19 protein-coding genes and 2 pseudogenes are annotated in these 20,127 nt (G+C 63.6%); 9 read left to right on the top strand and 12 right to left on the bottom strand.

The features are described 5' to 3' along the window. Positions 1 to 7 precede the first annotated feature (7 nt). The 4 genes from ACVIIV_RS35750 to ACVIIV_RS35735 all read right to left on the bottom strand — a co-directional run bounded on the left by ACVIIV_RS35750 (position 8) and on the right by ACVIIV_RS35735 (position 6,787). Positions 8 to 2,671 carry an autotransporter outer membrane beta-barrel domain-containing protein gene (locus ACVIIV_RS35750; RefSeq protein ID WP_456748392.1) on the bottom strand — a complete coding sequence of 888 codons (2,664 nt, stop codon included), beginning with the start codon at positions 2,669 to 2,671 and terminating at the stop codon, positions 8 to 10. 237 nt (positions 2,672 to 2,908) lie between these two features. Further along, entirely contained in the window at positions 2,909 to 4,219 is a 1,311-nt protein-coding gene (locus ACVIIV_RS35745; protein ID WP_456748391.1) for a GGDEF domain-containing protein, read from the bottom strand. Positions 4,220 to 4,461: 242 nt separating this feature from the next. Next, the gene (gene pncB, locus ACVIIV_RS35740) at positions 4,462 to 5,766 is read right to left on the bottom strand and encodes a nicotinate phosphoribosyltransferase (protein WP_456748390.1); all 1,305 of its coding nucleotides are present in this window, start codon (positions 5,764 to 5,766) and stop codon (positions 4,462 to 4,464) included. Positions 5,767 to 5,857: 91 nt separating this feature from the next. Beyond that, a complete protein-coding gene (locus ACVIIV_RS35735) occupies positions 5,858 to 6,787 on the bottom strand; it encodes a LysR family transcriptional regulator (protein WP_456748389.1) in 930 nt (309 codons plus the stop codon). A 94-nt stretch (positions 6,788 to 6,881) separates the two neighbouring features. On the opposite strand from ACVIIV_RS35735, the gene pcaH reads away from it, so the two are divergent. Both pcaH and pcaG read left to right on the top strand, forming a co-directional pair. After that, a complete protein-coding gene (pcaH, locus tag ACVIIV_RS35730; RefSeq protein ID WP_456748388.1) occupies positions 6,882 to 7,670 on the top strand; it encodes a protocatechuate 3,4-dioxygenase subunit beta in 789 nt (262 codons plus the stop codon). Between the two features lie 4 nt (positions 7,671 to 7,674). Continuing rightward, on the top strand, positions 7,675 to 8,301 hold the full coding sequence (pcaG, locus tag ACVIIV_RS35725) for a protocatechuate 3,4-dioxygenase subunit alpha (protein ID WP_456748387.1): 627 nt from the start codon (positions 7,675 to 7,677) through the stop codon (positions 8,299 to 8,301). A gap of 24 nt (positions 8,302 to 8,325) precedes the next feature. Here pcaG and ACVIIV_RS35720 read toward each other — a convergent pair whose 3' ends face one another. Both ACVIIV_RS35720 and ACVIIV_RS35715 read right to left on the bottom strand, forming a co-directional pair. After that, positions 8,326 to 8,937 (bottom strand): LabA-like NYN domain-containing protein, encoded by a 612-nt coding sequence (locus ACVIIV_RS35720; protein ID WP_456748386.1) that lies wholly within the window; start codon positions 8,935 to 8,937, stop codon positions 8,326 to 8,328. Between the two features lie 346 nt (positions 8,938 to 9,283). Next, positions 9,284 to 10,183, bottom strand: coding sequence for a helix-turn-helix domain-containing protein (locus ACVIIV_RS35715; protein ID WP_456748385.1), 900 nt, complete (start codon positions 10,181 to 10,183; stop codon positions 9,284 to 9,286). A 50-nt stretch (positions 10,184 to 10,233) separates the two neighbouring features. Here ACVIIV_RS35715 and pobA point away from each other — a divergent pair. Next, positions 10,234 to 11,407: pseudogene (pobA, locus tag ACVIIV_RS35710) on the top strand (4-hydroxybenzoate 3-monooxygenase). 227 nt (positions 11,408 to 11,634) lie between these two features. Here pobA and ACVIIV_RS35705 read toward each other — a convergent pair. From ACVIIV_RS35705 to ACVIIV_RS35695, 3 genes and pseudogenes are all read right to left on the bottom strand, one after another. Further along, positions 11,635 to 13,785, bottom strand: coding sequence for a CHASE2 domain-containing protein (locus tag ACVIIV_RS35705; RefSeq protein ID WP_456748384.1), 2,151 nt, complete (start codon positions 13,783 to 13,785; stop codon positions 11,635 to 11,637). Positions 13,786 to 13,804: 19 nt separating this feature from the next. After that, positions 13,805 to 14,473, bottom strand: coding sequence for a hypothetical protein (locus ACVIIV_RS35700; protein ID WP_456748383.1), 669 nt, complete (start codon positions 14,471 to 14,473; stop codon positions 13,805 to 13,807). Positions 14,474 to 14,688: 215 nt separating this feature from the next. After that, a pseudogene (locus ACVIIV_RS35695) lies at positions 14,689 to 14,874 on the bottom strand (two-component system response regulator); the annotation flags it as partial. 14 nt (positions 14,875 to 14,888) lie between these two features. On the opposite strand from ACVIIV_RS35695, the gene ACVIIV_RS35690 reads away from it, so the two are divergent. From ACVIIV_RS35690 to ACVIIV_RS35680, 3 genes are all read left to right on the top strand, one after another. Further along, positions 14,889 to 15,038, top strand: coding sequence for a hypothetical protein (locus tag ACVIIV_RS35690; protein ID WP_456748382.1), 150 nt, complete (start codon positions 14,889 to 14,891; stop codon positions 15,036 to 15,038). Between the two features lie 151 nt (positions 15,039 to 15,189). Next, positions 15,190 to 15,633 carry a hypothetical protein gene (locus ACVIIV_RS35685; protein ID WP_456748381.1) on the top strand — a complete coding sequence of 148 codons (444 nt, stop codon included), beginning with the start codon at positions 15,190 to 15,192 and terminating at the stop codon, positions 15,631 to 15,633. A gap of 158 nt (positions 15,634 to 15,791) precedes the next feature. Then, on the top strand, positions 15,792 to 16,076 hold the full coding sequence (locus ACVIIV_RS35680; protein WP_456748380.1) for a hypothetical protein: 285 nt from the start codon (positions 15,792 to 15,794) through the stop codon (positions 16,074 to 16,076). Positions 16,077 to 16,121: 45 nt separating this feature from the next. Here the strand turns inward: ACVIIV_RS35680 and ACVIIV_RS35675 are convergent, their stop codons facing one another. The 3 genes from ACVIIV_RS35675 to ACVIIV_RS35665 form a co-directional block, all read right to left on the bottom strand. Next, entirely contained in the window at positions 16,122 to 16,487 is a 366-nt protein-coding gene (locus ACVIIV_RS35675; protein ID WP_456748379.1) for a VanZ family protein, read from the bottom strand. Positions 16,488 to 17,249: 762 nt separating this feature from the next. Then, positions 17,250 to 17,423 carry a hypothetical protein gene (locus tag ACVIIV_RS35670; RefSeq protein WP_456748378.1) on the bottom strand — a complete coding sequence of 58 codons (174 nt, stop codon included), beginning with the start codon at positions 17,421 to 17,423 and terminating at the stop codon, positions 17,250 to 17,252. Between the two features lie 507 nt (positions 17,424 to 17,930). Next, entirely contained in the window at positions 17,931 to 18,083 is a 153-nt protein-coding gene (locus ACVIIV_RS35665; protein ID WP_456748377.1) for a hypothetical protein, read from the bottom strand. A 382-nt stretch (positions 18,084 to 18,465) separates the two neighbouring features. On the opposite strand from ACVIIV_RS35665, the gene ACVIIV_RS35660 reads away from it, so the two are divergent. From ACVIIV_RS35660 to ACVIIV_RS35650, 3 genes are all read left to right on the top strand, one after another. Then, entirely contained in the window at positions 18,466 to 18,756 is a 291-nt protein-coding gene (locus ACVIIV_RS35660; RefSeq protein ID WP_456748376.1) for a hypothetical protein, read from the top strand. A gap of 41 nt (positions 18,757 to 18,797) precedes the next feature. After that, the gene (locus ACVIIV_RS35655) at positions 18,798 to 19,214 is read left to right on the top strand and encodes a hypothetical protein (RefSeq protein WP_456748375.1); all 417 of its coding nucleotides are present in this window, start codon (positions 18,798 to 18,800) and stop codon (positions 19,212 to 19,214) included. A gap of 307 nt (positions 19,215 to 19,521) precedes the next feature. Then, positions 19,522 to 19,800 carry a hypothetical protein gene (locus ACVIIV_RS35650; RefSeq protein WP_456748374.1) on the top strand — a complete coding sequence of 93 codons (279 nt, stop codon included), beginning with the start codon at positions 19,522 to 19,524 and terminating at the stop codon, positions 19,798 to 19,800. Positions 19,801 to 20,127: the final 327 nt, after the last annotated feature.

Genomic DNA, 20,127 nt, shown 5'->3' with positions numbered 1-20,127 from the left:
GACGCCGCTACCAGGCGTATCGCAGGCTCGCGGTGCCGGAATAAGTCGTGCTGTGGGCCGCGAACTCGCCGTCGAACTTGGCCGACAGGGCAACACCGTTCGAGAACTTCAGCTCGGCGCCGGCGGATGCGAGCGCGGCGTCTTTCGCCGGCGTCGCGCCATTGACGATGAAGCTGGCGCCGGGCAGCGCCTGGAAGGCGGCGACGAGAGTGGGATCGCTCACCCAGTCATGGGCCCAGGCCGCGCGACCGCGCAACGTCAGGACCGCATTCGGCGAGACCAGCGTCGCTCGATCGAAGCGCGCGCCGAGCTCGCTCCGCGTGTCGGAGGCCGTGCGTCCTTGATAGGTCAGTCCAAAACCGCTGCCGGCCAGATCGGCCTCGGTATAAGTCGGCGTGCGAAACGCCTGCGCCTGCACCGCGGCGTATGGCGTGAAGCCGCCGATCGGCGTGGCGAAGCGATAACCACCCTCGATGCGGCCGCCGACGGTTTGAGCGTTGAACTTCGCGGTGAGCTGGTTGCTGAACGGTGCGAGGCGGTCCGTCGACATCCAGTGGTTGGCCACAGCGAGCGAGGCGGCGAAATAGGCCGGGCCCGTGCGCACCGCGGTGTAGACGCCGGCCTGCATGGCATCGCTCTTGCCGCCGCCGATTGCCTGCGCGAGGTCCCATCTGGTGCCGCCACCGGAGAGCGCAAAGCCGACGATCGCGTCGCGGCTGAAATGATAGTCGGCTCCGGCCGCGACGCCGCCGGCACGCGCGCTGAGGTCGTGGCTGCCGATCGCGACGGGGTCGCCGCTCGTGCGGTTGGTGCCGCCGAACGCCGCGCCCCAGGCCGTCCAGCGCTCTGCAAAGGCAGACGCCTTCGCCGCCGGTGCGCCCAAGGCCTTTTTGTAGGCGAGCGCGATATCATCCGGCAACGCGGCGCGCTCGGGGCTGAAGCCGAGCACGGCGTCGCCAGTGGCGTTGCCCACGCTCCCGCGTCCGCTGACGAAGGGATCGAGCATGAGGCCGAGGAACTGGCTCGTGAACTGGAAGGCGCCCTGCTGGGCTCCCGTCGCGGCTTCCCCTGAAAGTTGGTCCAGACTGTAGCGGAGCTGGGCGTCGCTCTGGCTTGCAAACGATGCGAGGAAGGGCAGGTTGGGGCCGAACGCGCTCAGCGCGCCGGCCACGGCCTTCTGGTTCTGCGTCTGGGCGACGACGGGGAAGGCGCCGTTGTTGTAGTTGAGGGTCAGGACAACGGAGAACCCGTCATAGCTGAGGGCTGAGGTGAAGAACTGCGGATTGTATCCGCTGAGCGTTACGGCGGAGAAGGTGCCGGTGAGGCCGCCCGGCGTGGTGAGGATGGTATATTGGGTCGAGGGGTTGTAGGCGCCGGCAAGCGTGGTGACGGCGACGGTGCCGCCGGTCAGCGTCGCGTTCATGGCGGCAATCTTGTCGGATTGTCCGGCCGCGTTGACCGAGATCGCGTAGGTCGACCCCGCATTGAACGCCGCATTGCCGTTGACCACGAGCTGGCCGAGATTGCCGGGCGCGACCCTGCCGCCCGACATCACGGTGAGAGTTGCGATCAAGCCGCTGCCACTGAGCGTGCCGCCGCTGACGATCGTCGCGATGTTGGCCATCGTGCCGTTGACGATGAGGGTGCCGGCCTGGACGATCATGGTGACCGCGTCCATCGTGTTTCCCGTCAGCGTCCAGGTGGAGCTGCCCGTCTTTTCCAGCGCCTCGAATTCCCGGAACTGGTTCGCCGCGCCGAATGCGCCGAGGTCGAACGTGCTATTGACCGTTCCGCCGAAGCGCAGCGTGTCCAACCCGTTGCCGCCCTGGACCCAGCCCGTGATGATCGAGCCTGCACGCAGCTCAAAGACGTCGCTGCCGTCTTTGAGATCGACGGCGCGGTTGGCGAAATTGCCGCTGATCGTGCCGGAGTTGATGACGGTGTCCTGGTTGGCTGAACCGAAGATCGCATAATTCGAAGCGCTCGAGATCGTGCCGGCATTGTTGATGACGTTTCCGTCGCCTGCGCCGTTGAGGTTGAGGGCGTTGTTGTTGCTCGCCTGGACGACGCCGCCCGCCAGAATGTTCACCTGATTGTTGGTCGACGCGTTGGAGATACCGAGACCCATCGTGCCGGAAGTGAGATTTCCGGCAGTCCCTCCGATGACAATGATGTTGTTACTCGAACCACTTATATCGACCGCGACCGAGCCCTGGCTCGTAGTGCCAATGATCGCCCCGGCCTCAACAGTGACGTTGTTGTTGTTGCCACCAGAGAGGTGGATGCCCGAATTGGCAGAGGTGATTGCCGCGTTGTTGCGAATATTGATCGCGCTGTTTGATGCGGTGTCGAAGGCGATGCCAGAAAGGGCTGCACCGTCCAGCGATGTCGCGGTACCGTCGCCGATATTGACCGTGACACCACTGACAGCCGGGTTGGTCCGAACGGTGGTATTGCCCGCGCCGGTACAGGTAATGAGGTCGCCCGACTGGAGTCCGAGTTGCGTGCCGCTTCCGGTGATCACGCACGCAGCCTCGGCCGACGCGGCGAGCCATGGCAGTGCGCTGCCTATGGCAAGAGCGCCGATCGCGGCGTTCGAGAGAAGCCCGCGACGTCGACACATCGTCGCGCGACGGATCTCCGGTAGGGCCAGCAAATCAGTCCAAAGCACCTGCAAACTCCTATTGCGGTCCGATTCGGATTCGGGTCAGCAACGTTGGCTGGTGCTATGCTTAGCGAGGCAGGCTCCGGCTATCGTGGACCAGGGCGCAAGTTGGTGTGGCGAAATGCGAAAGACGCAGCCATTTTGGGAGCCATGTGGCTGCGACGTCACATCATTGCGCGTCTCGAGACCCTTGGGCGATGCCTGCGATCGGATGCCGGCCGGTTGCGATGGCGCGGACGGCGATCAGCCCCGTGCCGCGACGGCTTCACGCGCCCGGGCTGCAACGACGACGTCCGGTCTCGCGCTCTCGACCTGGACCCGGTTGCGTCCCTTTTCCTTGGCGCGGTAGCAGGCGGCATCCGCGCGCCGCATTGCATCCTCCAGCGTGATGTTGCGGTCCGCGATGCAGGCGACACCGATGCTGGCGGTCACCGCATAGCAACGATCGTCCCAGGCGAAATTGAACAGCTCGAGTGACCGGCGCAGCCGTTCGGCGATATCCACGGCATCGAACGGCGAGCACTGCGGCAGGATCAGCCCGAACTCGTCGCCGCCGAGCCGGGCCACCAGATCATACGACTGCCTGTGGTGTTGCAACAGGCGCGCGACCTGGCAGAGCAGACGGTCGCCCGCGAGATGGCCGCAGCTGTCGTTGACGTTCTTGAACTGGTCGAGGTCGAGCAGGATCAGGGTGAGCGGACCTGCCGCGGCATTGTCCAGCTCGCCTTGCAGGCGCGCCTCGAAGGCGCGGCGATTGGCAAGACCGGTCAGCCAATCGTGCGATGCCTGCCAGGCGAGGCGCTCCTTCTCGGCATGCAGGGCGTCTTCGAAAGTCTGTCGCTGCAGCACCAATCGGCGCGTGTGCCAGGTCAGGAGCAGGATCAGCGTTGCGGCGGTGACGACGTTGATGAACGTCAGCGTCAGCTTGATGGCACGGGAGCCTTCACCGAGGACGGTGGAGAACCGGTTGGCATGAACAGTGAATTGCGTGTTGAGCTCCGAGAGCCGCGACGACAGGAATTGCAGGCGGCCGTCGTCCTGAATGGGGCCGTTCTCCAGCTCGGACCGGATGACTTCGCCGAACATGCTGAGCTCCAGCAGCATGGGATCGGTGGCGGCCCACTCGCGGATCGCGTCCTGAAGGAAGCTGACGCGGTTGAAGTAGCGAAACAGCCAGATCAGTCCCGGTACGTCATCGGGATGGTTGCCGCCTTGCAGAAAGCCGATGCGGGCGGCCTCGATGTCGACCGGATCGCGCTCGAGCGCCCAGCGCGCGAACTCGTCCCCGATGGGAACGGCGAGCGAGACCTGATATTGCGCGAACTGGCTCGGCTCGCCCGAATGCAGATAGCGATTGAGGAAATAGACGGCGTTCTTCTGCGAGCGCGACCACAACGCTTCGCCGGCGACATAGGCGCGGACCGAGGACATCACCTCGAGGCTGAATCCCGCGACTGCCGCCTGGAGCACGACGACCATCACGAAAGGCGAGACGAGCTTGATGACGTGAAGGAAGTTGCCGCCCCCCGCCGACGCCGCTGTTCTGCGAAACACACTAGTCCCCAAGTCGATCGAGCGCCCTACAGGCGTTGCGCCTGCAACGCAAAGTAGACGAGATGGTTGCTTAACTCGACCTGAAAAGCGCGGAGGACTCCATCGAAAGGTGAAGCCGTTGTGAAGCAGGCGCCCGCAAATCGCTTCAAATGCCGGCGAACAGGCAACTGGCGCGGCATCGAGGAACGATGCCGCGCATTCGTCGTGTGCGATTTACCCGATGGAGAGAGTTTGGCGAGGTGTTACACCAGCACCGGCTTGCGCACGCGGCCGGCGTCGCCGAACACGCGCAGGTAACGCTCGATCTCCGAGGGAAGGCCGGTCGCCTTCTCCGGATTGTCGGAGAGCTTGACGGCCGGACGGCCGTCGACCGACGAGACCTTGCAGACCAGCGAGATCGGATCGAGATTGAATGAGCCGTCCGGCGTGCAGCCGACGAAGTCGTTGGTGAGGTTGGTACCCCAGCCGAAGGAGAGCCGCACGCGCCCCGCGAAGTGGTGATAGGTCTCCTCGATCGAGCCGACGTCCATAGCGTCGGAAAAGACGAGCAGCTTGTCCTTGGGGTTGCGGCCCTTCTTCTGCCACCAGGCGACGATCTCCTCGCCGGCCTGGATCGGCGGCGCGCTGTCGGGGCGAAAGCCGGTCCAGTCGGCGACCCATTCCGGCGCATCGCGCAGGAAGGCCTTGGTGCCGAAGGCGTCAGGCAGCGCGATCAGGAGGTTGCCGCCATAGGTCTGCCGCCACTGGTCGAGAATGCGGTAGGGCGCCCAGCGCAATTCCTCGTCGTCCCTGGCGAGCGCGGCTGCGACCATTGGCAGCTCATGCGCGTTGGTGCCGATGGCTTCGAGATCGTTGTCCATGGCGAGCAGCACGTTGGAGGTGCCGATGAAGGAAGAGCCGAGGCCCTCCTTCACCGCCTCGACGCACCAGCGCTGCCAGAGGAAGCCGTGACGGCGGCGCGTGCCGAAGTCGGAGAGCCGCAAGTTATCGAGCTTCCGCAGCCGTTCGACCTTGGTCCACAGCTTGGCCTTGGCGCGGGCGTAGAGCACGTCGAGCTCGAAGCGGCCGCGGCCCTTCATTGCTGCACGCGAACGCAGCTCATTGAGGATCGCAAGCGCCGGAATCTCCCACATCGTCGTATGGGTCCAGGGGCCGTGGAAATGCAGCTCGTACTGGCCCTGGACCTTGCGCAGCTCGTATTCGGGCAGGCGGAATTCGGCTAGCCAGCGGATGAAGTCCGCCGAGAACATGTGGGTCTTGCCGTAGAAGGTGTTACCGGCCAGCCAGATCAGCTCTTTCTTGCTGAAGCGGATGGTGCGGGCGTGGTCGAGCTGGGCGCGCAGCTCGCCCTCGTCGATGGTCTCGGCGAGCCGCACATGGCGCGAGCGGTTGATGACCGAGAAGGTCACCTGCTGAGTCGGGTAATCCTCCCGAATCATCTGTAACATCAACAGCTTGTAGAAGTCGGTATCAAGCAGGCTGCGGATGATGGGATCCAGCCGCCAGCTGTGATTGTAGGTTCGGCTCGCAATGTCGGTCACTGTCATGGGGGGATTTTAGCGCGGCTCCCCTTGCGCAACCAGTGGGTTTGGGAAGGGCAGTCTTGCGGAGGCCGGCACCTGATATCAGGACTCGATATCAGGATTTGGCGGCCGTCGCCGCCACGGCCTCGAGCTGGCTCCTGACCCAGCGATGGGCCGGATCCTTCTGGTAGCGCTGGTGCCAGACCATGAACATCGGCAGCTCGGCCAAGGTTCGCGCGCGAGACGCCAGCGGTATCGGCGTTTGCGCAAAACCGCGCATCACGCCGGATGCGAGCAGGCTCGGCATGCTCGCAAGCATCTGCGAGCCGCGCAGGAAGGACGGCACGCCCGAGAAGCTCGGCACGGAGATCGCGATGTCGCGGTGGAGTCCGTTCGCTGCCAGCCGGCGGTCGAAGTCGAGCCGCTCATTATCGGTATAGACCACGGTGATGTGACGCGCCGCAAGATAAGCGTTGCGGCTGGCCGGCGCGGCACGTGCCTCTGCGTCGTAATAGCAGACGTAGTGATCCCTCAGCAGCCGCTTCTGCACGATGTCGACACCGGATGGCGGCAGCGGCGTGATCAGGAGATCGCAGCGGTTCTCGCGCAGCATCGCTGGCGAAGGCGATTGCGAGGGGATCACGCGCAGGTTCAGGCTCTTCACTTGTGCGGCGACGTGATCGAAGAACCGCGGCAGCAGCAGGTCGCGCTGGAGGTCGTTGGCGGCGATCGTCAGCGACAGCTGGGCCAGGGCCGGCGCGAAGCTGACGCCGCCGGCAAAGCTGCGCATCTCGTCGATCAGCGCGCGTGCCTTGCCGGCCAGCGCCTCGGCGTGGGCCGTCGCAACGATGCCGCGGCCGGATTTGGCGAACAGCGGATCGCCTGCGATCCGCCGCAGCTTGTTCAGGGCGTGGCTGACGGCGGATTGCGTCAGGCCCAGACGTGTAGCCGCCGCCGTGACCGAGCCTTCCTCCAGCACGGCGAGGAATAGTTGGAGGGCATGGCCGTCGAGGGCCAAATGATCGATTTCCTTCATGCAATTCATTATAATTCATCTATTTATCTGTGGAATAGTCCAGCCCATGATCTCCCGATAAGCCGTGCCCGACCCCCCGGGCTCCCAGGGAGAGACAACGCCGATGAATGCCCAGGCGCCAGCCTTGCGGGATCCCCGCCTCAATCGTCCCGAGCCCTTGACGCCGCCGCTCGGCGACGGCGGCTTCTTCCAGCGCGACCGCTCGATCCATCCGCCGGCGCATGCGCCCGGTTACAAGTCCTCGGTGCTGCGCTCGCCGCGCCAGTCACTGCTGTCGCTGGAGAACTCGATCTCGGAGATCACGGGGCCGGTGTTCGGGCACAACGATCTCGGCCCGCTCGACAATGATTTGATCCGCAATTACGCCAAGGACGGCGATCCCGTCGGCGAGCGCATCATCGTCCACGGCCGCGTGCTGGACGAGACCGGCCGCGGCGTTCCCAACACGCTTGTCGAGTTCTGGCAGGCTAATGCCGGCGGCCGCTACCGGCACAAGAAGGACACATATCTGGCGCCGATCGATCCCAATTTCGGCGGCTGCGGCCGCGCGCTGACTGACGATACCGGCTACTATTACTTTCGCACCGTGAAGCCGGGCCCCTATCCCTGGCGCAACTACGTCAACAGCTGGCGCCCCGCCCACATCCACTTCTCGGTGTTCGGCTCGGGCTTTGCCCAGCGCTTGATCACGCAGATGTATTTCGAGGGCGATCCCTTGATCCCGGTCTGCCCGATCCTGACGACGATCCCGGACAAGGATGCGCTCGACCGCCTTGTCGCGCCGCTCGACCTCAACGCCTCGACGCCGTTCGACTCGCTCGCCTACCGCTTCGACATCGTGCTGCGCGGCCAGCGCTCCACCTATTTCGAAAATCGCACCGCGGGGAACTAAGTCCATGCCGCAGCCGCTCAACTACCTCAAGGAAACCGCCTCGCAGACCGCCGGGCCCTACGTCCATATCGGCCTGATCCCGGCGATGGCCGGCTTCGACATCTTCGAGAAGAACTTTTCCAACGTGCTGGTGACGCCGAACACCAAAGGCGAGCGCATCACGCTGGAAGGCAAGGTGCTCGACGGCACCGGCTCGCCGCTGCGCGACGTGCTGCTGGAGATCTGGCAGGCCAATGCGGCCGGCCGCTACAACCATCCGGCCGACCGCTCGGCCGGTGCGCCGGAGGAAGAGTTCCGTGGTTGGGGCCGCGCCGGCTCCGACTTTGACAGCGGCCTCGTCACCTTCGAGACCATCAAGCCGGGCGCGATCACCGACAAGGCGGGCCGCAAATGCGCTCCGCATATCAATGTCTGGATCGTTGCGCGCGGCATCAACATCGGCCTCAACACGCGGCTCTACTTCTCGGACGAAGAGGCGGCCAACGCCGCCGACCCTGTGCTCAACCTGATCGAGCAGCCGGTTCGCCGCAAGACCTTGATCGCAACGCGCAGCGAGCGCGCCGGCAAGGTCGTGTACTCCTTCACGATCAATTTGCAGGGGCCGGAGGAGACGGTGTTCTTCGACGTGTGAATATTCGGCGGTCGTCTCGCAGGGTCACTCGACCTGGTCGTCGCGTTTGATCGTTCCGCGCGCGAGGAATTGCGGTGGTTGCCGCAGCTCGCGCGATGCCGGGCGCTCGATCGGATCGCGCCCCAATTTTTGTCTCAGTTCTGCCAAGTCGATGAAGGCGTCCGCCTGCCGGCGCAGGTCGTCGGCGATCATGGGTGGCTGAGTGGAGAGTGTGGAGACGACCGTCACGCGGACACCGCGGCGCTGCAAGGCTTCCACCAGCGAGCGGAAATCCCCATCGCCCGAGAGCAACACGATCTGCTCGACGTGCTGGGCGAGCTCCATCGCGCTCACGGCGAGGTCCACATCCATGCTGCCCTTTACCTTGCGGCGGCCGGTGGCGGGGTTGATGAACTCCTTGGTCAGCTTGGTGACGACGGTGTATCCGTTGTAGTCGAGCCAATCGATCAAGGGGCGGATTGACGAATATTCCTGATCCTCGATGACGGTCGTATAGTAGAAGGCCCGGAGCAGCGTACCTCGGCTTTGAAACTCGCCGAGCAGGCGCCTGTAGTCGATGTCGAAGCCGAGCGCCTTGGCGGTGGCATAGAGATTGGAGCCGTCGATAAAGAGCGCGATCTTCCCAAACGAAGACATTATGCACAAATCCCCAGTTCGACACGAAAGCCGACGATCCAGCCGAATGGCGCGGTGTGTCGGCCGGAAAATACTGAAGACGCCGATGGCTTGCTGAAAAAGCGGCGCAGACGACCGGACAGGGGTGGCCGCCTTGCGCCGAGGTTAGGGAGGTTCCATGCCACCAGCGCCAGGGCGCCGAATGCAGCGACGCTAAGGCGTGCGCAGCCCCTGCTCAATTGTACGGAGGTAAAGGGCCTCTATCCAAAGGATGGGACGCCATATACGAAGGTAAGTGGCAATGAGCGCCATCGCGGTTTGCAGCGTGGGCGTCGACCACATGTCGCCTGGGTCTTCGTCCGATGCGTCAGCCTTCGTCGCCATGGAGCTGCGCGCGAAACGCGCGCGGCGATACGCCCGTGGCTGCGGCGTAGACCCGGCTGAAATAGGCGGGATCATCGAAGCCGAGCGCATAGGCAATCGTCGAGACCGGCAGGTTGGTGTAGACGAGGTTGCGCCGTGCCTCGCGGATCAGGCGATTGAGGATGAGATGCGAGGCGGTGTCGCCGGTCGCCGCCCGCGTGATCCGGTTGAGATGCGTCGGTGTCACCGACAGCGACTTGGCATAGTCGGCGACGCTCCAGCGCTGCAGATGATGCTGCTCCAGCATTGCCTCGAATCGGCGGAACAATCCGCTTTCCGCCGTACCGCTGCCGCCGCTCTCGCCCGCGAGCGCGCGCGCCACGAGCCCGATCATGGCCGACGACAAGGCGCGAAGCACATGCGCACGGCCGAAGTCGCGCGCGGCGTGCTCGGCGAAGATCTGCTTCATCGTGGCGCGGATCTGCGGCGTGCCGCGCACCACGGCCGACCGCGACAGAACACCGCGCAGGCCCTCGGCCGAGAGCAACGCCTCATCCAGAATCTCCGCCGCGATGGTCAGGACCCAGCCCTGGGTATCCGGCACGAACCGGAAGCCATGGACATGACCGACCGGCACGTTGACGATCTGCATCGGTTTCAACGGCACCACCCGCCCGTCGAGCGTTGCCTCGCCGCCGCCGCGCTCGATCAGCAGCACCTGATGCAGCCGGGCATGGCGGTGCACGGCCAGCGTCCAGTCGTGCAGCACCGAGCGCGAGGCGATCGTCTCGCAATGCACGACATCGGGCAGATCGCCGGATTCGCCGAACAAATTGTAGACCCGGATCGCCGGGGCAGCGTTCTTCATGTTCGAATAGTACAAGACAATGGCGAAACCCTCCATCGGTTTGCAGTGCTGATTCTGCAAAAAAGTGCCGACGGGAGGACGCAAAAATGAAAGTTCAGGTCTGTATCATCGGCGGCGGGCCTTCCGGGCTGCTGTTGTCGCAGCTCCTGCACCTCAAGGGCATCGATACGGTCGTGCTGGAGAAATACAGCCGCGACCACGTGCTCGCCCGCATCCGCGCCGGCGTGCTCGAGCACGGCTTTGCCAAGCTGATGCGCGAGGCGCAATGCGGCGAGCGGATGGACCGCGAGGGCGAAATCCATAACGGGTTCGAGATCGCCCATGACGGCGTGCTGTCCCATATCGACCTGCACAAGCATTCGGGCGGCAATTCGGTACTGGTCTACGGCCAGACCGAGCTGACGCGCGACCTCTACGAGGCCCGCGATCGGCTCGGCGGCAAGGTCGTGCACGCTGCCGAGGATGTGACGCCGCACGATCTGACATCGGACCGGCCCTACGTCACCTATCGCTCGAACGGTGAAACGATCCGCGTCGATTGCGACTACATCGTCGGCGCCGACGGCTTTCACGGCGTCAGCCGCAAGTCGATCCCGAAGGACGTGCTGCGTGAATATGAGAAAGTCTATCCGTTCGGCTGGCTCGGGGTGCTGTCGCGCACCAAGCCAGTGTCGCCCGAGCTGATCTATGTGAAGCACGCGCGCGGCTTTGCGCTGTGTTCGCTGCGTTCGCAGGTGCTCAGCCGCTATTACATCCAGGTGCCGTTGACCGACAAGGTGGAGGACTGGAGCGACGATGCGTTCTGGGCCGAGCTGAAGCGCCGCCTGCCGGAAGAGGCCGCCGGCCGCCTGATCACGGGACCCTCGATCGAGAAAAAGCATCGCGCCGTTGCGCAGCTTCGTCGCCGAGCCGATGAGTTACGGCCGGCTGTTCCTCGCCGGCGATGCAGCTCACATCGTGCCGCCGACCGGCGCGCGCGGGCTGAACAGCGCCGCTTCCGATATCTACTATCTCTACCACGCCTTGCTGGCGCATTATCAGGGCGGCGACGATTCCGGTCTGAAAGGCTATTCTGCCAAGGCGCTGGCGCGGATCTGGAAGGCACAACGCTTCTCCTGGTGGATGACGATGCTGCTGCATCGTTTTCCCGACCGGCTCGAATATGAGGATCGGCTGCAACAGACGGAGCTGGACTATCTGCTCTCGTCCGAGACGGCGCAGCGCCTGCTCGCGGAGAATTACGTGGGGCTGCCGTTTTAGCGCGGCCTCTCTTCACCCTCCCCTGGAGGGGTCCGGGACGAGCGTAGCTCGCCCGTGGTCGATCGCGCGCAGCGCGAGCGGGGTGGGGTGATCTCTCCCCACGGGCAGCGCTCAATGCGGAGAGACTGTCACCCCACCCCGTCTCACATTTCGCTGCGCTCCATGTGAGCCGACCCACGGGCGAGCTACGCTCGTCCCGGACCCCTCTAGGGGAGGGTAAGAGGCCGCTACTTCCCTTCCAGGATATTGACCGGCGTCCAATCCGACGACGGTGGATTTGCCGCAAGCGCTCTCGCGCGCTTCGCAAACAGCGCCGACGCTGGATCGCTCTCCGCCATTCGCCCGAACGCATCGGCCGCGTTCGCAAACTCCCTTGCCCGCCAGCAGGCCAGCCCCTCAGCATACGCCACGGCGACCTTCGCCTGCGCGGCGCTCTCCGCGCCGACCTCCGCGAGCGGCTCGAACACCCTGATCGCCTCGCCGCGCCCCATCACCCTGATCGCATCGAGCTCGCGCCAGGCGAACGTGTCGCTGGTCTGCGCGACCGTCGCTTCCGACGCCATGATCGCGGTGCCGTAATATTTGTTGGCGCCTTCGAGCCGCGAGGCGACGTTCACGGTGTCGCTCATCACGGTGTAGTTGAAGCGACGGCGGGAGCCGATATTGCCGACCACGGCTTCGCCGCTGTTGAGCCCGATGCGATGCGACAGGCCGTGGCCGGCGAAGGCGGCATTGTTGGCGTTGAGCTCCGCCAGCTTCTCGTGGCATTTCAGCGCGGCACGCACCGCGTTGCGCGCATGTGCGGGATCGTCGGCCGGCGCGCCGAACATGGCGACGATGGAATCGCCGATATATTTGTCGACGTAACCGCCATGGCCTTCGATGATGTCGGTCATGGCGGAGAGATATTCGTTCATCAGCGTGACCAGCTCCCCCGGTGTCATCGTCTCTGCGATCGAGGAGAAGCCACTGAGGTCGGAGAAGAACATGGTGACGTTGCGCATCTCGCCGCCGAGCGCCGGCATCTTGCCGGAGGCGACCATGGTCTCGATCACCTCGGGCGCAAGATAGAGCGCAAAGCTCTTGCGCAGGAAACGCTCGTCGCGGTCGGCCAGCACGAAGCGATAGCCGATCATCATGGCGAGCGCTGCGAGGCTTGCGAGCGCAGGTTCGGTCAAGGGCAACGCCAACGCATGCACGAACGCGCCGACGGCGACGGTTGCGTAAACGGCGGTAAGGGCGGACCAGGCGATCACCGCGCCGACAGGTGCGAGCATGCAGGCCGCGCAGGCGATGATCGCGGCGAGCGCAATCGTGAGAATGCTCCGCATGGGAAAGCCGAGCTCGGTCACCGCGTCCTGCTCGATCAGGTTTCGGACCACGGTGGCATGCACGAACACGCCTGCGATGTCGCTGCGGACCCTCTGCGCGGTGCTGGCAGGGGCGGGCAGGGCGCATCGTGACCCCGGCGAGCCGTCATATCCACCCGACAATCGCAGCGAGGTGAGCTTGCGATCCTCGAAATTGAGGATGGTGCCGAGCAGCACGACCTTGCCTTCGAACGCGCGGCGGAAGAAATCGCGGTCGCCCTTCTCGGTGCAGGCGCGCAGGTCGGCGAAAGAATAGGCTGGGACGTCGCGGCCGAGGCCGCGGAAGTTGAGCGTGAGCGTGTTGGGTACCGCGCTCGGGACGGCATAGTCGGACAATTTCGTCGCACCCGACGGCGCGATGTCGGGCCTGGTACCGAGGGCCCGCGCGGCGAGCTCGACTGCCATTGCCGGAACCGGCTTGCCGTCGATGGAGAAGCTCAGCGGCATCCGCCGGATCACGTCATCGGGGTCGGTGTGGACGTTGAGTGCGCGGATATTGCCCTTCACCGCCAGCTGCTGCGCGCGGTAGGGCCTGTCCGGGTGGTCGTTGCTCAGAATTTCGCCGAGCACGAGCTTGCCACTGTCGGAGAGTTGTCGCAGCGCGATCAGGTAGTCCCGATCGAACCCCCTCATGCGCGTGCCGAGCGGCGCTTCGCCAAAGGGAATCTCGGACTGCTCGATCGAGCTCGGAAAGATGACGTCGAAGCCGATCACCTTGGCGCCGCCCTCGGCGATGCTCCCGAGCACCCGGCCGATCTCGCGCGTCCAGGTCTGCGTCGGCGATCCCTTGAAGGGCGGGGTCTCGTACGTCTCCCCGTCGATCGCGACCACGACGACCGGCGACGTCGCAGGATCACGGCGATCGCCAATGATCTTGCCCCGCAGCGCCGTGAGGATGTCGAGGGAGAGACCCTGCAGCGTCTGAAGCGGTGGTGACGTGAAGACCGCGCCCGCAAGGAGCGCGATCAGGATCGCCGCAACGATGTCCCGCCTGCCGATCCGCCGCATCGCGCCTTCGCTAGGCTTCCTATTCGAGCCGCAGCAGGCGGCCGATGATCGGGGTCGGCGACGAGGTGGCGCTGGCGTCGATCTGGAAGGTGTAACGTTTGGCACCGAGAACGGCGAGATAGCTGCCGCCGGGGGTCAGTGACTTCCCGGCCTTGGCAAAATCATAGAACTTGCCGCCGATCATGGCATCGCCCTTGAGCGGCACGCTGATCGTGGGTTCCTTGCCGTCGGTGCGCTCGATCACCAGCGTACTGCCGGCTTTGGCCTGCACCAGCGGCGAGACGCCGTAGAGCGTCGGCAGCTTGGTCGGCGCGCCCTTCGCGTCCGACCGCATGGTGCGGAAGGTCGTTGCGGCACTCTGGTTCGCCTCGCGCTCGGACAGTTTGGCCGCGTTGGTATCGCAGGGCACCTTCTCGCGCTTGACCTCGCCCAGCTGCACGGTGCTCTGTTCGGCGCCGACCAGAACAACACCTTCGCTGATGGTCTCGCGCTGGCAGGATTTGAGGTAGCTGAGCGTGATGCTGGCCTTTGGCCCGAGCTTGATGATCTTGCCCGGCGCCACATAGTCCATGAACGCGATGCCATCGACCTTGCCCTGGACATCCTCGACGATCGCGGCAGGAGTCTCCGCCAAAGCGGGGGCCGCAAGGCAGAACGCGCCGACACAGGCGCCGATCAGGCTTTTCATGGGAATTCTCATCCAATTCGACGATGCTCTGGTGCCCCGTCCCGGTTCGATGCCTAGCAGCAGGGCGCCCGGGCAAGTGTGACCAGAATCACTCTCAGTTATTGGTGCCACATTAGCAGGAACAGGTTCAAACCGGCGACCGCAGAAAAATGGAGCCGCGGCAAGATGTTGGCGGATTGATCATGTCAGTGGCGGGACGGCCTCGGCCGAATGGTGCGGTCGTTCGGCTTGCGTACGGCTGCACCAAGCTGAATCAAATTCCGCAGGCGCACCGTCATCTCGACGCTCTGCGGCTGCTTGGGCAGGAAATCGGTTGCACCGGCCTGCAGCGCTTCCATCGTCACGTCATCGGTCTGGCGCGAGGTGATCATCGCGATCGGGATGTCAGCCGCGGTCGCAAGCGCAGGACGAAGCGATGCTCGACGCGCTGTTTGCGCGTTACACGATGGAGCGTGAGCGGGATGTCCACCGCCAATTCCTGCAAACGCTCGGGCTGACGTCGATCGCGACCACGCGCCGGCTCGAGGCAGTCGAGACTGCGGACGACGGCATAGAATTGTTTTGATGTCGCTGCGGGCATCGCCCCGCGCGCCCGCAGAAATTTGACGGATTGACTTTGCAGGGTGTTAACCGTGGCGGAATGCTCGCTGCGTCGGTCATTGTCGCGCCCCAAGCTTCGTTGCAAATACGCATGGAATTCATGGGTGGATGTTTCCATGCTGAAAGAGGGCAAATACGCGGCGTGGTTCAGAACCGCACAAGCGCAAGGCACCGGTATCGTGCATCTGGCCCAGGGGCGAATCTCGGGCAGCGACAGCTTCTTCAGCTACGGCGGCTCCTATCAGTTCGATGACGACCAGCATTTCACGGCCGTCCTGACCACACGGCGACATGCCGACGGGCCGCCGACGGTGTTCGGGCTCGACGAGGTCGAGGTCGAGCTCTCCGGCGTCTATAGCGGTGCGATGGCGACCTGCTCGGGAACGGCCCGCGAAGCGCCCGACGTGAGTTTCGAAGTGACGCTGATCTACAGCCAGGAAGAGGCGCCGGCTCCCGACGCCCGGGGTGCGGTCGTGAAGCTCAAGGCCGACAAGCTGCCCAAGAGGCTCGACAGCCGTTCACGGCCGCGGCATCCGTTCCCGGCTGGCTCGCCCAAGTAGGAGCCAGATCGACAACAATCCGCGCAGCTCCATCCGCGCTCGCGCCCAATGCCACGATTAGCATTGCGTTGACATTGTTGTCTCGAATTCGCGCTGCAGCAACTCCGCTTTTAGCAAGCGAGAGCTAGTCTGCGGCAGCGCTAGCGTGGTGGAAGAACATGCCTCAAATCTGGATGACATACGACGAACTCGGCGCGCTTTGCGGCTGCGGTGCAACGGAGGCCCGGGACCGTGCCATCCATTTGTCGCTCGATCGTCGCAAGAGCCGCGACGGCGCGACGCGCGTCAAACTCGATCTGGCACTCACGGCCAAGTTCTTTGCATCGGTTCGTGAGGCGGATTTCGATCTCGATTGCGCCATCGAAGCGCTGCACAACACCCACCGCCAGATGGCCGAGCTCCTGGCGCCCACCGAGCGCCACACCAGGCGTGGAGTGGCTTGAGCCGGCGCGTGACCGGCCATCTCGCTGAGAGGGATGGCGGCCGCTTCAGGAAGGTGGTCTGGGCAGGAACGCCAAGATCATCTGGGCGAGCATGACACCTACGGTGCCACCTGCCGCCTTCTGCAGCACGTCGAGGAAGCCAGGGTCACGGTCGGGTATGAACGACTGCATGAACTCCAGCCCCATGGCGACCGCTATGACGAGAGAGCAAGCCAAGCCGAACCGTCCGGGCAGCAGGAAGGAAAGCAGGAAGCCGAGCAGGCCATAGGCGCTGAAGCGCTCGATCACGACGACCCAATACGCCTCGTGATGCCCCATGAGCGCGGGTCTTCCCGCCAGCTTCGCCAGGGTGGCGTAGACGATCAGGGCAAGACAGATGCTCGCGGCTGCAATGAGGTGGTTCCTGCGCATGGCGCCAACATACAAGGTCGGTCGCGCGCCTGGTTCGAAAGCCGAAAATATCGTTAAAGGCCCCTGCCGCCGTCGAAGGCCTTGCTCGCCCGAGTCTGTTTTCAAGGTGAATACGTTCGGGCGGCTCAGCCTCTCATCAGGTCAGGACAAACGGATATGGGCGCGATTTCTCTGTGGCCATTCTTCGAGACGCCCGCCGTTGGCGGGCCCTCAGGATGAGGAACGAGTGTGCAGCAGCAGTCTCATCCGGTTCAGGCGAAATCAGGCGAGGCTTCGAGCAAGGTTTCGAGCAAGACTTCGAGCAAGACTTCGAGCAAGACTTGGAGATTGATCCTAGCCAGCGGGGGCCAAGATAGGGTTTAACGGAGACCGGCCCGGAAGGCCCACCCGAGCGATGGCCTGACCAATGGTCCGGCGGCCCGGGGATAGAAACAAGCATGGAAAGTTGAGCCGTATGATCAGGACGTTAAGCCTCCTCCTCCTGGCGTTAGCTGTCGGGAGCTCTGTGGCCTCGGCGCAGGGGACCAAAGACACGCCATCGGGCACGCAGCCCACCGCGACCCGCAGCGGCACGGGCACCAATTCCGGTTCTGACAGCATGGGTGGCGCGTTCAAGGGAACGGGGACACCGAATTACGGCACCAGCCCGGGGATGGGCTCCCAGAAGAAGTCGCAGAACTAGCTGAGCAGGCTAGACCACCGGACGGGATGCTCAATCAATGCTCGCCGCCCGCGTGCGGCGAGCGCAGCCGTCTTCGCGGGTCAGGTTTTCTTCGCCGCCTTCGACTTCAACGAAAGACCAAGGCGCAACGCCATGCGCTTGATCGCATCAGGCGAGCGCCCGAGAACTTTTACCGCTTGCTCCAGCGAGGCTGAAGACTTGGCCAACTCCATGAGCCGGCGATCTTCCTTGAACGACCAGGGCCTGCGCGCCATAACCGAAATGATCCTCTCGTCGACACAACGACAAAGCCGCCAAGCGGACCCATGTTCGCTCGACGGCTTTGCTTGGGTGGGGCCGGGCTTGGGGGAGCCCGGTGCGAGAGATGGATAAGCAAAACGCGAGAGTTCGCAACAAACACCGCGGATTAAGCTAACCGCTCAACCTTACCGGGATGAAGTTGGTGCAGGACGCTCCGTATAACCACGGATGTCTCATCAGCAGTGTCGTTCGCGACGGCCGACGGATGCGCTCGAGAACGTGTCAGAGCATTTCGTGCAGATCGCAGCTGTGCCCGACCACAGCGCGTTCAGGCCGTGTTCGAGACTGCTTGCCGCAGTGAACAGGGGTTAACATCGCGGGCTGGATATCGCCCTCGAACGATGAGAGATTTCGTCATCCTCTGGGCTCGTGGTCTTCGCGACGACCAAACTTCAAGCACCACGTTGCACAAACTTCATGTTCCTCTGACAAAAGTTTCAGCGCCGATGATCTTGAAGTCGTCACAGCATCACGTTGAAATGTACCGGGAGGAGCGTTCCGAAAATTGGGAACATTCCAAATGCTTGCAGTTCTGGTTTTGATTTCGATTTTTGCGGCTGGCTTTTGCGCTGGCTATGGTATGCGGGCGTGGCGCTCGCGTAGGCGATCGGCACGATATCGTCTCTATGCGCCCTACACGCCGGCATCGATGGGACCCAGGCAAAGCGAGCATCCATCGTAATGGCAGAGCCATGGGTGCGATGTTTAGCTGGAGTTGATCTTGCCTCGCGGCCAGGTCGGATAACCATGTGCGGTTAGGTTAACATGGTGCGGACCTTGAGAGCTTGGGAAAGGCAACCTAAAACGTATCAGTTCATGGCGAGAGTTTAGCCGCCTCGATATTTTTCGCGGCTCGCATAGGGTGGGCGTGAATGGCGTATTTGATTGCGTTGCTGGGCGCGACTTGCGTCCTCATTTTGGTCGCGTTTGTTCGTAGCTTCGATCGGCGGCTCAAAGATCTTCCGGGTCCCTGGATCCTGAACGAGGGTCATTCGAATGATTGATCAAAGGAACAACGCGCCCCGCAGATATTTCGTCGACGCCCAAGGGCATCGTGTTCTGATCGGCCTGTCTCGCGAAGAGACGGCGGAGTTCGAGGCGCTCGATCTTGCACCGAACGAGACGGCGCAATTCGCATCCGAGATCTGCGTGAGCGAAGGAGCTGCTGGCACGCACGAAATACGCTGGCTCGAGCTCTATTCCAAGCACGAAGGAGCTTGGCGGGCGTGGATCGCACAAAGCCAGGCAGGACGGGCGCAGGATTTAGGCTTTGTTAACTATGTCTGACCGATGGTAGCCGCCTGAATCTCGAATGTGGGATGGCCCGGATGTTTCAGCTGTTCCTGAGAGCGCGCGCACACAATCTTCTCGGCTCCCGCCGCGAGGACAAGGGCTTTAAAGCCCGCTCCGTCGAGCGCGATGCGGAGACCGACCGCGTGCGGATCGGCGCCGTCCTGGCAGCGATCGAAACGGCATTGCAGGATGCGGAGAGGGAGCAGGCCGGGCTCAACCGCCGTGTCGACGATGCCCTCGCGCGCGCATCCGTCACCTTCGGAAACGGCACCGATGAATATCTCGAGCGGGAAGCGCTCGACAATTATCATCAGGATCTCTTCGCGGCCGACATCTCGAACGGCCAGCGGCGGCTCAAGGAATTGGCCAGCACCATTGCCCACTTGAAGTTCGTCAAGACCGCAGTGCTCACGCGTTTCCCGGATTTCAAGCCGCCGCAGCTCAACAGCTAGTAGCGGGGATCTTGCTGCGCGCTCTGCGGCCATCCTTCGAGACGCCCGCTTTCGGCGGGCTCCTCAGGATGAGGACGAAGCGCAGTTTCAACGGGCGCTGACGCCGACTAGCCTCATCCTGAGGAGGCGCGTAAGCGCCGTCTCGAAGGACGAGGCGTGCGCGCAGGCCGCCGCCAAGAGTCATACGAGCTAGCCCTGCGGCACGCAGGGCAGACCGCGTGACCATCCAGCACCGCTTTGCCGTTTGGCGCTTCGTTTCTTTTTGGTATGGTTCCGGCAAGCATTCACGGACTGAAGGAGCGAAGAGGTGCCGGTCAAAAATCTACGAACGTTGGTTGGATTGGCAGGTGTCTTGACGCTGGCTGCGCCGGCGACGGCTTCTGCCATCACCGTCGAAGTGGCGCGCGCATGCGATGCGGCGGTCGCCAAGGCCTTTCCCCCCAGACAAATCGGCAACCCCGCGGCCGGGAGCGCCAAGGGAACGGGCAAGGATCAGCGCGAATACTTCAAGAAATGTGTCGCCAACAACGGCAAGGTCGACGATATGCCGGCGGATGCGCCGAAGAACAACAAGCCGGCCAAATAGGAAACGGGGAGGCTGCGGGCGGAGCACGATGAGATGAGGCCAAATCGCCGCAACGAAGGAGGTGCACTCCCTCTCCCGCTTGCGGGAGAGGGTCGGGGAGAGGGTGTTTCCGCAATGGGATTATCCCCCAGAGGAAAAAGCCCTCACCCGGCGCTTCGCGCCGACCTCTCCCGCAAGCGGGAGAGGTGAACGAGCCGCGGCAATCGATTCAACCTAAAGCCATTCCGCTTTTGAGCGTTTCGAGCGAGTTGGATACCGGTTCGCGTGACGAAACGCGTCAAGATGAGAATCGAGAGCTTCTGTTCTGATTCAATCAGAACCGATCAT

It is taken from the genome of Bradyrhizobium sp. USDA 4354 (assembly GCF_054060315.1).
The sequence above is the reverse complement of the archived record's forward strand: the minus strand, read 5'-3'. Positions and strand labels throughout refer to the sequence as shown.